At 58.9% G+C, this 13,238-nt stretch carries 12 protein-coding genes; 2 read left to right on the forward strand and 10 right to left on the reverse strand.

Annotated features, from left to right (window positions below):
• The first annotated feature begins 203 nt into the window (after nucleotides 1-203).
• Nucleotides 204-1,031, forward strand: coding sequence for a M55 family metallopeptidase (locus Q7F15_RS14560; protein WP_304414531.1), 828 nt, complete (start codon nucleotides 204-206; stop codon nucleotides 1,029-1,031).
• Nucleotides 1,032-1,075: 44 nt separating this feature from the next.
• Here the strand turns inward: Q7F15_RS14560 and Q7F15_RS14565 are convergent, their stop codons facing one another.
• The 8 genes from Q7F15_RS14565 to Q7F15_RS14600 all read right to left on the reverse strand — a co-directional run bounded on the left by Q7F15_RS14565 (nucleotide 1,076) and on the right by Q7F15_RS14600 (nucleotide 10,974).
• Complete coding sequence (locus tag Q7F15_RS14565; RefSeq protein ID WP_304414532.1) at nucleotides 1,076-2,164, reverse strand: AbrB family transcriptional regulator; 1,089 nt, start codon at nucleotides 2,162-2,164, stop codon at nucleotides 1,076-1,078.
• The gene (locus Q7F15_RS14570; RefSeq protein WP_171566634.1) at nucleotides 2,161-2,871 is read right to left on the reverse strand and encodes a DUF977 family protein; all 711 of its coding nucleotides are present in this window, start codon (nucleotides 2,869-2,871) and stop codon (nucleotides 2,161-2,163) included. Before Q7F15_RS14570 ends, Q7F15_RS14565 begins: the two co-directional genes overlap by 4 nt.
• Before the next feature lie 20 nt (nucleotides 2,872-2,891).
• A complete protein-coding gene (locus Q7F15_RS14575; RefSeq protein ID WP_304414533.1) occupies nucleotides 2,892-4,502 on the reverse strand; it encodes an ATP-binding protein in 1,611 nt (536 codons plus the stop codon).
• Between the two features lie 121 nt (nucleotides 4,503-4,623).
• Nucleotides 4,624-5,958 carry a CitMHS family transporter gene (locus Q7F15_RS14580; protein WP_497197332.1) on the reverse strand — a complete coding sequence of 445 codons (1,335 nt, stop codon included), beginning with the start codon at nucleotides 5,956-5,958 and terminating at the stop codon, nucleotides 4,624-4,626.
• Between the two features lie 234 nt (nucleotides 5,959-6,192).
• Complete coding sequence (locus Q7F15_RS14585) at nucleotides 6,193-7,497, reverse strand: nucleotide sugar dehydrogenase (RefSeq protein ID WP_304414535.1); 1,305 nt, start codon at nucleotides 7,495-7,497, stop codon at nucleotides 6,193-6,195.
• 218 nt (nucleotides 7,498-7,715) lie between these two features.
• Nucleotides 7,716-8,036: a 2Fe-2S iron-sulfur cluster-binding protein gene (locus Q7F15_RS14590; protein ID WP_171566638.1), complete on the reverse strand. Its 321-nt coding sequence runs from the start codon at nucleotides 8,034-8,036 to the stop codon at nucleotides 7,716-7,718.
• A 151-nt stretch (nucleotides 8,037-8,187) separates the two neighbouring features.
• The gene (locus tag Q7F15_RS14595; protein ID WP_171566639.1) at nucleotides 8,188-8,598 is read right to left on the reverse strand and encodes a DUF350 domain-containing protein; all 411 of its coding nucleotides are present in this window, start codon (nucleotides 8,596-8,598) and stop codon (nucleotides 8,188-8,190) included.
• 18 nt (nucleotides 8,599-8,616) lie between these two features.
• A complete protein-coding gene (locus tag Q7F15_RS14600; RefSeq protein ID WP_304414536.1) occupies nucleotides 8,617-10,974 on the reverse strand; it encodes an endonuclease MutS2 in 2,358 nt (785 codons plus the stop codon).
• Between the two features lie 150 nt (nucleotides 10,975-11,124).
• On the opposite strand from Q7F15_RS14600, the gene Q7F15_RS14605 reads away from it, so the two are divergent.
• The gene (locus tag Q7F15_RS14605) at nucleotides 11,125-11,499 is read left to right on the forward strand and encodes a phage holin family protein (RefSeq protein WP_171566641.1); all 375 of its coding nucleotides are present in this window, start codon (nucleotides 11,125-11,127) and stop codon (nucleotides 11,497-11,499) included.
• 51 nt (nucleotides 11,500-11,550) lie between these two features.
• On the opposite strand, the gene larB is transcribed toward Q7F15_RS14605, so the two are convergent.
• Nucleotides 11,551-12,312 (reverse strand): nickel pincer cofactor biosynthesis protein LarB, encoded by a 762-nt coding sequence (gene larB / locus Q7F15_RS14610; RefSeq protein ID WP_171566642.1) that lies wholly within the window; start codon nucleotides 12,310-12,312, stop codon nucleotides 11,551-11,553.
• Nucleotides 12,305-13,180, reverse strand: coding sequence for an ATP-dependent sacrificial sulfur transferase LarE (larE, locus tag Q7F15_RS14615; protein WP_230076649.1), 876 nt, complete (start codon nucleotides 13,178-13,180; stop codon nucleotides 12,305-12,307). The genes larB and larE overlap by 8 nt, the downstream gene beginning before the upstream one ends.
• Nucleotides 13,181-13,238 lie beyond the last annotated feature (58 nt).

The following is a 13,238-nucleotide window of genomic DNA, read 5'->3' on the forward strand; positions in this document are numbered from 1 at the left end:
AACACGGCAACAAACGCCCGAATGCAGACGTTCGGGCGTTTGTTATACTTATTACCGGGACTTGCTGAATTGACTCTATCAAAAGAATCTCCCCTCGTCTCGAAGACTCGGAGGTCTGCTGGCATACTTTGTTGCCTTTGGCAAGACAATCTGCTTTCATAGAAGTGAAATAATTCGGAATCATGCGAGAAAGGATGGGCCCGATGAAACTGTTTCTCTCCGTCGACATGGAAGGCATCTCCGGCATTGTCGACACCAGCTACATCAATCCGAACGCCGGGGTCAACTACCAGCGCGGCCGCCAGTTCATGACGGACGACGCCAATGCTGTCATCGAAGCCGCTCTGGAGTGGGGCGCAACGGAAATCGTGGTGGCGGACAGCCACAATACCATGAACAACATCCTGTGGGAGTCGCTGCATCCCCAGGCAAGACTGTTGGCCGGCTCCCCCCGCAACTTTTCGATGATGCAGGGGTTGGACGATAGCTATGACGCCGCCTTCTTCATCGGCTATCACACGCGGCAGGGGGTACCCGGCGTCCTCAGCCACACGATGTCAGGCTGTGTTCGCAACATGTACATCAACGGCATGGTGGTGGGAGAATTCGGCTTCAACGCCGTCTACGCCGGCTTGTACGGCGTGCCTGTCTGTCTCGTGTCGGGGGACAACCTGATCGCTGAAGAGGCGAAGGCGCTCATCCCCGACATCTGTACCGCCGTGGTCAAACAGGCGGTATCCCGCACAGCCGCCCTTTGCCTGTCCCGCGAGGAGGCGACTGCCGAACTGAAGCGGCAGACCAGGCTGGCCCTGTCCAAAGTCGAGCAGATTGCGCCGCTCACCGTCACGACGCCGCTGGAACTGGCCATCGAGTTCACCCTTGCCGGTCAGGCAGAGATGGCCGCGATCGTTCCCGGCACCCGGTACGAAATGGAAAGCTGCACGGTATATTACACTGCCGCCGATCAGCACGACCTGTACAAAACCATGCGGGCGATGATCAATCTGGCGGGAACCGCGGAATTTTTCTAAAGGCCGCTGCCCTATTCCCCCAACAGCAAGGCAGGCACGCTTCCTCAGCGCGCCTGCCTGTTTGCCGTTTCACACAATCCGCGCCGTTTCAGAAACCAGCGGATGGAAAACGAGAAGACGGTGACGATAAACAATACGCGAAAGAGCTGAAAGGCCGTCACCAGCAGCGGGTCGGCACCGATCGCCAGGGCAGTCAGACTCATTTCTGCTGCGCCGCCGGCCGCTGTCGCCAGCATGCCGGTAAGCAGGTCGATGCTCGTGGCATACGACAGCAGGAAGGCCAGCGCGAACGTCAGGGTGGTCAGCAGCAAAGACGCGGCCAGCGAAGGCACCAGCAGCCTGCGGTAGGTACGAATCTCCTCCCGCCTGAATTCAATGCCGATCCCCGCCCCGATCAAAAGCTGGGCGCCTTTCACGACGAGGCCGGACAGGGCCGGCGTGCCCGCACCAGCAGTGCCGCCTGTCACCGAAAGCGCAAAGGACACCAGTGACGCCGTCAAAAGCGGACCCAGGAAATACGGCGCCGGGAACTTCAAACGGGCGGCTGCCACCGCTCCCAGCGCTCCGGCGGCCAAAAACACCGCCGCCTGCATCCAGCCGACCGTCTGACTTGCGGGTTGTACCGGCAGCAGGTTGGCCTTGTGGGACAGCGTCATCACGACGAACGGCGTCAAGAACACAACCGTGACGATGCGAATGGAGTGGAACAGGGAAATAATCTGCAGGTTACCGCCCTGCTCCCTGCCGATCGTGGACATTTCCGAGAGCCCGCCGGGGATGTTGCTGAAAATGGACGTTATCGCGTCCACCTGGTACAGTTTGTGGATCGCCCAGGCCTGCATCAGGCCGAACAGGATCGTCACGAGCGTGGCTGCCAGCATCATCCCGATGTGATCCGCCATGGTCCCCCAAATGTCCCGGGTTATCCGCATGCCCAGCGCGACGCCGACGATCACGAGGCCGATCCGGCGAAACCAGGAAGGCAGCCACAGTCTGTCACACCCCAGCATGACCGAAACGACTGTTGCTGCCAGCGGTCCCAGCAGCCAGGGCAGCGGCAGACGAAGCAGGGTGAAAACGGCGCCACCTGCCGCCGCGATCAGGATGGTGAGAACCGGCCGCAGCGCGATCATCGTTCCGCCATTCCTTTCGCCTTTTTCACGCTTTTGTAGACCCTCTCCGGCCGTCCCACCGCCCCGTAGGAGAGGTCTGCGACCGCCTCCCCAGTGACGACCAGGTATTCCAGGTAGCGGCGTGCCGTCGAACGGCTCGTCCCCGTTGCCCTTCGCACCTGTTCGGTGGTGACTTCCCCCGCCTCGCTGAGACAGGCAGCCACTTTCTCCAGCGTGATCCTGTCGATTCCCTTGACCAGACCGCTATCCCTTCCGCCGTTGGGTCCCGCCGCGCGTATGAGCTCGTCAATTTCTTCCTGATTGATGTGCCCCCGCTCTGTTTTCAAGGCGCGCACCCTCTGCCGGAACTCCCGGTAGTTGGCAAGCGTTTGCTGCAAGCGCTCGAAAATCAACGGCTTTGTGATGAAATCAAACACGCCGCAGCGGATCGCCTCCACCACCGTGTCCACTTCCTTGGAGGCGGTCAGCATGATCACATCCGTCTCCGAACGCCGCTCCTTGATGACCGACAAAAAGTCCAAACCGTTCATGTCGGGAAAGTAGATGTCCAACAGCACCAGATCGGGCTGGAGAATGTCCAGTTGGTCCACGGCCTCCTGTTGGTTCGTGGCGATGCCGATGACCTGATACCCGCTCACCTTTTCCACGAAGCGCCGGTTCACTTCGGCAATCCGTACGTCGTCCTCGATGATCAACACCTGAATCATGGGCTCATCACTCCTCGCTTTCATGGCGTTCCCTTCACCCTCTTTGCTGTGTCGGCTTCCTTTGGAATGACGACGGTAAAAATCGTTCCCCCGTCCGGATTGGGCGTGTGACTGACGTGTCCGTTCAACTGCTCGACAGCCTGTTTGACCAGGGCGAGGCCAAATCCGTGATTTTTCTGCGCTTTTGTGGAAAACCCCAATTCGAACAAGCGGTCTGCGTGTTCGTCGGGAATGCCCGGTCCCCGGTCTTCCACCTCGAACAGCAGCACTTCCCCGATGTCGGTCAGAAAGACGTTGACTTCCCTGGCGAAAGCCCCCGGTGCCAAAACCGCCTCCAGGGCGTTATCGACAAGGTTTCCCATGATGGTAATCAGATGGTGGCGGTCAATCCACGCCGGAATGTCGCGGAAGCTGCTTTCCCGGTCAATCTCCAGCTTCACCTTCAGTTCGTTGGCCCGATTCAGCTTGCCGAGCAGCAGACCGCCGATGATCGGGTCCGGGATCTCCCGCATGATAAACCGGGTGTGATTCACATGGACATCGGTTTCCCGGGTAATAAACTCAATCGCTTCCCGGTACGACTCCAACTGGATCAGGCCGGAAATCAGGTATAGCTTGTTGGAATACTCATGGGTTTGCGCACGGAGCGCTTCCGCGTATTCCTTGACGCGGGACAGCTCTTCGATAACCCGGTACAGTTCTGATTTGTCGCGAAAACTGGCCACAGCGCCGACAATCTGGTCGTGCGTGTCCAAAATGGGCACGCAGTTGACGACCAGCACATGACCGGCCATCCAAGTCTCCTGGTCGACGACCGCCCGGCCTGCCTTCAGGACTTCCAGCAGCCGGAAGCTGTCCAGAATCTCGTCCGCCGGTTTGCCCGTGATTTCCTTCGAGCTGTCCAATCCCAACAGCTGCAGCGCCGTCTGGTTCGCCATGGTAATCGTCCCGTTTGCGTTGACAGCCACGATCCCTTCCCGGATGGATTCCAGGATGGCCTGCTTCTCCTGGTAGAGCTGACCGATCTGGGACGGCTCCAGGCCGAAAATCGCCTGTTTCACGCTGCGGGCGATCCAAAAGGTGCCGATCACGCCCAACGCGAGGGCAATCAACCCGATCGCAACGATCTTATCCCGATAGGAATGGATGGTTTTTTGAACATCTTCCAGCAAAAATCCGACCGAGACTACCCCGATGACCTGTCCTGCCTCGTTGAAAATGGGCGCCTTGCCTCGCAGAGCGGGCCCCAGGGAACCGGTCGTCTCCGAAACGATCGACTGGCCTGCAAAGACGGGCTGATTGTCGCCGCCCTGCATTTTCTGTCCGATCCGCTCCGGGATGGGGTGAGAGTAGCGAATTCCTTCCCGGTTTCCCACTGTCACAAAATCGGCATGGGTTTCCCGGCGAACTTTCTCCGCCAACGGGGCGATCGTCCTGGACGGATCAGAGTCGGAAAAAGCCCGTTTGATCTCCTGCATCGCTGCAACGGTTTCCGCGACATGGAGGGCGCGTGTGCCGATCTCCTTTTTCAGCGCGTTCGCCAGCATGTACTCATAGGAACATCCCAGGATCGCGATCACGCACAACAGCAGCGTGCAGATCACCAGGATCAGTTTGCTTTGAAACCGCACGAAACCACCTCTCTCCTCAGTGTAGCAGATTCCGGCGCAATCTCAGCCGCAAAAACAGTGAAAATAGAGGCCAAGGGGGCCTCTATCCGTTCGTGCGATTCTGTTTTCCCCAAGGGATGAGCTAGAACGACATCACTCCCGTAAGAACAGCGGTCACTATCATCACAAGCGATGTGCCGCAGGCCCACTTCAGGATAAACCGGTGATTTTCTCCGTAATCGACCCCCACCATTCCGAGGAGCAGATACTGGGCCGCATACAGCGGGCTCAAAACGTGCAGCGGCTGGCCCAGGATGGAGGCCCGGCCGATCTCTACAGGATCGACGCCATAGCTGGCTGCCGCTTCGGCCAGGATCGGCACCACGCCGAAGTAGTAGGCATCGTTTGACATGAAATAGGTAAAGGGCAGACTGGTAATTGCCACCAAAATCGGCATGTGTGTTCCCAGCGACTCGGGAATCAGGGAAACCAGCGTGTTGGACATTGCATCCACCATCTTGGTGCCGGTCAGGATGCCGGTAAAAATTCCGGCGGCAAAGACCATGGAAACGACGGTCAGCGCATTTCCGGCGTGGGCGGTGATCCGTTCCTTCTGCTCCTGCAGGTTGGGGTAGTTGATCAGAAGAGCGGCTGCGGTCGCGACCATGAACAGGACCGGAAGCGGCATCCAGTTCATCACCAGGCCGGTCATCAGGGCGCAGGTCAGCAGCAGGTTGATCCACAGCCGTTTTGGACGATTGAGCTGGTCAGCGGCCGCCGCCTGTTCGGACATCGCCATCCGTTCGTCAGCGGTGTACTGAATCTCCGCCACGCCCAAACGCTTGCGTTCCCGCATGCCCAGTATACAGGCCACCGCGATCACCCAGATCAGCCCGCCGACCATCGTGGGAATGAGCGGCGTAAACAGTTCCGACGCATCCAGGTGCAGCACGCTCATCGCCCGTGCCGTCGGTCCGCCCCACGGCGTCATGTTCATGACCCCCATCGAGAGCATGGGCGTGACCGCCAGAATCAGCGGGTTCATGCCCAACCGTTTGTACAGCGGCAGCATCGCGGATACCGTAATCATGTAGGTCGTGGTCCCGTCACCGTCCAGTGCCACCAGCATCGACAGGACGGCGGTACCCACTACAATCTTCAGCGGGTCTCCTTTGGCCAGTTTCAGAATTTTCGCGATCAAAGGATCAAACAGACCCGCATCCATCATGATCCCAAAGTACAGGATGGCAAACAGCAGCATGATCCCCGTGGGAGCGATCTTGGCAATGCCCTCCAGCATCATCGCTCCCATCTCCGCCCCGAATCCTCCGATCAGGGCAAAGAATATGGGCACGACGATCAGGGCAACGAGCGCGGACAAGCGCTTTGTCATGATCAGGTACAGGAAGACGGCCATCATCAGGAAGCCGAGCAAAGACAGCATGTTTGTTTCCCCCCAAAAAGAATGCGCTTTCAAGAAAGTGTTTTCATTATAACAACAATATTTTGACGAGAATAGAAAACGGAAATAAACGATATAAGCCGTATAATCCTCATTTTGTTCATTAAATTAACCGACGCGAAACCCGCGTGATCATGCAGTTCACTACAGCAAGAAGGCTCCCGGACCAAACACGTCCCGGGAGCCTCCTTCACTAAGGATCGCCAGCCCAAAACAAAAGTCCCCAGGTTTTGGGGACTTTGTCGTTCGTCAGATGCGCACCACGGTCAGCCGGCTGTCCGTGTCCAGTGTGCGCGGAATGCGGTTTTTCGTGTCAAACAGGATCGGCGTCGGCGCCATCAGTTCGGCGGCGTGCTGCCAATCCAATTCGGCAAACTCCTTCTGAACGGCGGTCAACAACAGCGCGTCCGCGCCGCGCAGCGCCTCTTCCAGGCTGTCCGTCTTGTGCCCGTAGCGGCTGGGCACTGCCGGGTCGTAGGAGCGTACCTCCGCGCCTTTGGCCTGCAGCAGCGCGATCAGGTCGTGTACCGGGCTCACCCGGTCGTCGTTGGAGAAGTCCTTCATCGCCAGACCCAGCACGGCGACGCGGCTGCCCGCCAGCGTCTTGCCTTTTTGCCGCAGGGCCTGTTCCAGCATCCCGACCAGGACGGCCGGCACGCCGTCATTCGTGTTGCGGGCCAACTGCAGCAAGGGCAGCGAGACGCCCAGCTCCTTGGCCTTGGGCTGCAGGTAGTACAGCGCGTTGGGCAGACAGAAGCCGCCTACGCCCGGCCCCGGAGTCAACAGGTTGACGCGCTTGTGGGTGTTTGCCACTTTGATCAGCTCAAAGGTATCGATCCCGAATGCCTCGGCGAAACGGGCAAATTCCTGCACCATCGCGATGTTCACGTCGCGCTGGATGTTTTCGATCACTTTGGCGGTCTCAATCACGCGAATGTCGGAGACGATGATCTCCGTTTCACTGATGAAGGAGAGCAGTTCCTTGCCTTTGGCGGCGCTCTCCGCGTCAATACCGCCGAGCACGAGCGGCATGTGGATGAACTCTTCAAACGCCCGCCCTTCGGCAATTCGCTCGGAGCAGTAGGTCAGGTAAAAGTCGCTGCCCGCCTTCAACCCGCTGGCTTCCTCCAGGATCGGCAGAATCACTTCTTCCGTCGTGCCGGGAATCACGGTGCTGCGAATCATCACCATGTCTCCCTTTTTCAGCACGCGTCCCAAGGTGTGGGCACAGCTTTTCAGCGGTCCCAGGTCCGGGTCCCCGTTGTGGACAGGCAGACCGACCGTCACGATGTAGTTGTTCACTTCCGCTGCTGCTTCTTCGTAGGATGTCGTCGCTCGGAAGCGGCCCGCAGCGATTTGCTCGCGCAGGATTTCCGGCAGCGTCTTGCCTTGATAGGATTCAAGATGGTGGGAGATGCCGGCGTTGATCTCCTCGACGACGTTCGGCATGACGTCCACACCGACCACGCGGGCTCCTTTCATGGCGTACGTGAGTGCCAGCGGCAATCCGACGAATCCTAATCCGACAACAGCAACGCGTACAGGCTGAGTCATTGCAGATCTCCTCTTTCCCATTATCTGGTAAAGGTCCGCGCGGTCAGCGTGGCCTTTTTGCGTCAATTCGACAGGTACCATACTCCTGCCGCAAGAAACACTACACATAAGACGATGAGGACCTTGTACAAGGTTTCCAAGGTGAAGCCTCCTCATGCAGTGGCACCGTATGCCAAAGCCTTATTATACTCCTCAATGGGCAATGGTTCAACGAACGTTCACGGCCGGGCAGGGGCGGACGCATCCAAATAAACGGTCAAAGGACCGGTCACGTACACCTGACAGCTCAACCGCATCCCTGCCGCCACCGCCGCCTCTCCCAGGCGGTACCGCTCCGTGGAAGAAGGGGGTGCAGCCGAGCCGACCGGAATGTCCATGCGGAGACGACAAGTGGTACATTTTCCTGTCGTGCAGAAAAAGTCAATCGGCAGCCCTGCCTCAACCAGCGCCATGAGCAGGTTCGCTCCCTGCTTCAGGAACAGCTGCTTGCTTTCCCCATCGTGCAGCACCGTCACGACAACAACATCCGTCTGGCTCATCCTGCATCCCCCATATCCTTTAACTTCACATACGCTGGCGGACTACCGGTACGCTGTCAGACCACCGGTCCCATTACCGCATGCCCCCAGGCGATGATGAGCGTGCCTCCCTTCACTGCCCCGGCTTCGTCCGGCAGGGAGCCTGCTCTGTTCACCTGATCAGGCTGGCCCCGATCACGTAGGAAAACCCGACCGACAGCACCATGGCAATAAAGCCGATCGCCCGGTTGTCCGCGGCGATTTCCTCATCAATTTTATAGCTGGGCGTCATGAATTCAAAGATGAAATAGCTGGACAGCAACAGGAAAAATCCCAGCGTTCCCCAGATCAACGCCTGTCCGATTGAGTCGTGATGCTGGATGGAGTAGCGAAAAATGTTGGCAATGCCAAAGATTTTTCCGCCCGTTGCCATCGCGACGGAGACGTTTCCCCGCTTCAGCTCCTGCCACACACGGTAGCGCGTGACCAGTTCAAACACGGATAAAAACACGATCATCGCCAATCCGGTGACAGTAAAGTATGCAACGGCGGCAAAGTATTTGTTGTGAAGCAAGTGTTCCATGCGGCACCTCCCGCTCTCCTACTTGAGCTCGACGATAGTAGCGCCCACTCCGCCTTCACCCTGGCCGCCCAACCGAAACGACTTGACGTTCCGGTGCTGGCGCAGATACTCGTGAACGCCTTTGCGGAGCACGCCGGTGCCGTGGCCGTGAATAATCGAGACGGAATGCAGGCCGGCCAACAGCGCCTCGTCCAGGTACCGGTCGATCTCCCTGATGCCTTCTTCCACGTTGTAGCCGCGCAGGTCCAACTCCATCTTGACCGTGTTTTTGGCCCGTTTGACCGACGTGTATGCGGCGATGGTCTGCTCCTGTTTGGAAGGCTTCACCACGTGCATGTCGTTTCGCTTTACCTTCATCTTCATGATGCCGATCTGGACCAGGAATTCGTCATCGCCTGCTTTTTCCAGGACGGTTCCCTTTTGGCCGAAGCTGGTCACCATTACTTCGTCACCCGGCTTGACCTGGGTGGCGCGCACGGCTTTGACCGGCTTTTTCACCTTTTCCTTCTCCAGCTCCAGCACAGCGTCACCCAGGCGCTTCTTGGCCTCAATCAGCCGATGTTCCTTGATTTCCGCGCCTTCCGCCATCATGCGCCTGAGCTCGCGAATGACCGCGTCCGCCTCTTCCTTGGCAAGCTGCACAGCGATCCGCGCTTCTTCTTCTGCCCGTTCCAGCAGCTTGTTTTTCTCTTCGGCGAAGCGGGTCCGCTCTTCTTCAAGCTGCGCTCGCAGCGCTTCCGCTTCGCGCCGCAGCGCCTCGGCCGTCTGCCGCTCTTCTTCCGCCGTCCTGCGGTTTCGCTCCAGCGAGGCGATCATGCTCTCCACCTGATTGTCTTCCTCACTGATCGAAGCGCGCGCCTTTTCAATAATCTCCTCGGGCAGTCCCAGCCGCTTGGCGATGGCGAACGCATTGGAACGGCCGGGGACGCCAATCAGCAGACGGTAGGTCGGGCGGAGCGTTTCCACGTCAAACTCCACGCTGGCATTGATGACCTCCGGTCGGTCGTAGGCGTAGGCTTTCAGCTCGCTGTAGTGGGTCGTGGCAACCAGCCGGGCCCCGCGCCTGATCACGTCGTCGATGATCGCCATTGCCAGCGCCGCCCCTTCGGTGGGGTCGGTTCCCGCTCCCAATTCGTCAAACAGCACGAGGCTGTTCTCATCCATCGCACCGAGGATGTGAATGATATTGGTGAGGTGGCTGGAGAAGGTGGACAGGTTTTGCTCGATGGACTGCTCGTCGCCGATATCGGCAAACACGGAGGAAAAGACGGCTGCTTCACTCTCTTCCTCTGCCGGGATGTGCAGACCGGCCATCGCCATCAACGAAAGCAACCCGATCGTCTTCAGCGAAACGGTTTTTCCCCCGGTGTTGGGGCCAGTCACCACGATTGCCCGGTAGCTGCCCCCCAGCTCCACGTCCACCGGCACGACCTTGTCATGCGGGATCAGCGGATGACGCGCCTTTTTCAGCCGCAGGTAGCCCCGGTCGTTCAGCCGCGGACAGACAGCTTTCATGCTGGCGCCCAACTGAGCCTTGGCGAACATGAAATCCAGCTCCGCCAGCGCGTCGACATTTTCCTTCAGCGCTTCCACCGCGCCGGATACCATCTCCGTCAGGACGAACAGGATCCGCTCCACTTCCTTTTCTTCGCGCAGACGCAGTTCGCGCAGCTTGTTGTTCATCGACACGACTACTTCCGGCTCGATGAACAACGTTGCGCCCGACGCCGACTGGTCGTGCACGATCCCGCCGAAGACGTGACGGTACTCCTGCTTGACGGGAATGACAAAACGGTCGCCGCGAATGGTCACGATGCTGTCCATCAGCATTTTCTGGTACGCCGAAGACCGTGTCATCTGATCCAGCTTTTCCCGGATGCGCGCCTCCAGTTGGCGAATCTCCTGCCGCACCTGACGCAGTTCCGCGCTGGCGCTGTCCAGGATGTCGCCGTTTTCGTCCACACAGCGGCGAATTTCCGCCTCCAGCTCGCGCAGCCCCTCAATCCGCTCGGCCTGAAAGCGCAGCAGCGGCAGTTCCTGCTCCTCGCACAGGTCAAGCAAAAAATTGCGCAGCCGACGTCCCGCCATTACGGTGTCGGCGATATCCAACAGTTCCCTGGGCGCCAGCATTGCATTCAGCCGGGCACGCTGCACGGCGGCGCGGATATCGCGGATGCCGCCCAACGGCACGCTTCCCTTCAACCGCAGCACGGTTGCCGCCTCTGCCGTTCCCTGTTGGGCCGTCTGCACTTCGTCCAAGCGGACAAAGGGCGTCAAGGCGGATGCTTTTTCTTTGCCGTATGCAGATGTCGCTTTCTCCATCAGGAGGGCGACGATCTTGTCGTATTCCAAGGTTTTTAACACCCGTTGTTCCAAAATGGTGCCTCCTTAACGTGGTCAACGCTAACATTCCCCATTATAACATGCAGTCCGCCGCAAGCATAAATTTACACACCCGGTGCGGCATATTTTGTCGAAAAACAAGCCAGAATGAGTAGTGAAACAAACTCCAAAGGAGGATTCTTCATGACGATTTTGCGCCATGTCATTCGTTTCGTGGTCGCGGCAGTCGTGCTTATGTTCGTCGGGTTTCTCGTTCCCGGCTTTTCTGTAAACGGTTTTTGGCCCGCACTAATGGCCGCGGTGGTCATCGCCGTAATTGGTTGGCTTATTGAATTGATGTTCGGCGACCGGATCTCCCCGTACAATCGCGGGATTGTCGGTTTTCTGGTGAGCGCCGTGGTAATCTGGCTGACTCAGTTTGTCGTCTCCGGGTTCCGGGTGACCATCCTGGGTGCCCTGCTCGCCGCGCTGGTGATCGGGATCATTGACCTGTTCATCCCGATCAAGACGCATATGGACCTGCGCAACGGCGACGCCGGCAACAAACAGGAAACCTAATTTCACGTCCGTGAGCGAAGAGCCAACCCCTTGTCGGGTTGGCTCTTTTTATTACGGTTGCAGCGAGGCAGCGGCGATCTGCCGGTGAATCATGCCGGCCAGGTAGCCTGCGCCAAATCCGTTGTCGATGTTTACCACAGCCACGCCGTTGGCGCAAGAGTTGAGCATCGACAGCAGCGGGGCCAGGCCGTTGAAGTGAGCACCGTACCCGACGCTGGTGGGCACGGCGATGACCGGCTTGTCCACCAGTCCGGCAATAACGCTGGCCAGCGCTCCTTCCATGCCGGCGATGCAGATGATCACCGCCGCCTCCCTGATCTCATCCAAGCGCTGGAACAGCCGGTTGATGCCGGCCACCCCCACATCGGCGATCACTCTCGCTTCGCTGCCAAAACAGCGCACCGTCCAGGCCGCCTCCTGAGCGACCGGCCAGTCGGACGTGCCGGCGGTCACCACCGCCACGTATCCGTCCCGCACAGGCGTAAGCGGGCTGCTGGTGCCGATCAACAGTCCCGCTTCTCTCACATACTGCACGTCGGGCCACCGGGTCAGCACGGCCTCCGCCTGCTCGGCCGTCACCCGCGTGGCCAGCACGATTGTTTGATGTTCCCGCAGCCTGCTGAAAATCCCGACCAACTGTTCCGCTGTTTTGCCAGCCGCGTACACCACTTCGGGAAAACCGGTTCGCCGCGCCCGGTCGAGATCAAGCGTGGCATACTCCAGACGGCTCGTGCCCGCAAGCAGCTCTTCCGCCTCTTCCACGCTCAATCTTCCTGCCTGCACCTGACGCAAAATCGCCGCTACATCAACCATGCGCCGCTTTCACATCCTTGTCCAGAACGGCGTTCATGCTGCCCGTCTGGTAGCCGGACAAATCCAGGGTGACATACTGAAAACCAATCTGCCGCAGCGTTCGGGAAATCTCGTCGCTATGCTCCAGCAGACGCGGAAAGTCGGCCGGGTCTACCTCAATGCGGGCGATTGCATCGTGATGGCGCACGCGCACCTGATGAAAGCCGAGACTTATCAGATACCCCTCTGCTCTGTCAATCTGGTCGATCTTTTCCAGGGTGATTGGCGAGCCGTACGGGATGCGCGACGACAGGCAGGCAAACGACGGCTTGTTCCAGGTGGGCAGCCCCATGGCCCGGGACAATTGGCGTATCTCCTCCTTGAACAAGCCGGCTTCCTGCAGCGGGCTGCGGACACCGCGCTGGACGGCGGCCAATCGTCCGGGACGATAGTCGCCCAGGTCATCCATGTTGGCCCCGTCGCAGATGACGGCATTCCATTGATTTTCTTCCGCCAATCGGCCGAGATGCTCGTACAATCCGTCTTTGCAGTAAAAACAGCGGTTGACCGGATTGGCCACGAACTGCGGATTTTCCATTTCGCGGATCTCGGTGGTCACAAAACGGGCACCCAGGCGTTTGGCCAACTGCCTGGCCGCTTCAAACTCCCGCGTCGGGAACGTCTCCGACGCCGCGGTCACGGCGATCGCCTCATCGCCCAGTTCCTGGACGGCGCATGCCAGCAAAAAGGTGCTGTCAACGCCTCCGGAAAACGCGATCAGCACGCGCCCCATATCGCGCAGCAGCCCGCGCAGTTTTTCCTCTTTTTCTGCGAGAGACAGCCGGCGGGCCGCCTCCCGCAGCGCTTCTCTGTCCATCTCCTGACCCATCTTTTGCCCACGCCCCTCTTATTGACAAGCTTTTTCGCGACAATGGGAAAAGAGAGGC

Origin of the sequence: Brevibacillus aydinogluensis, from assembly GCF_961514395.1 — a bacterium.
GTDB lineage: Bacteria > Bacillota > Bacilli > Brevibacillales > Brevibacillaceae > Brevibacillus > Brevibacillus aydinogluensis.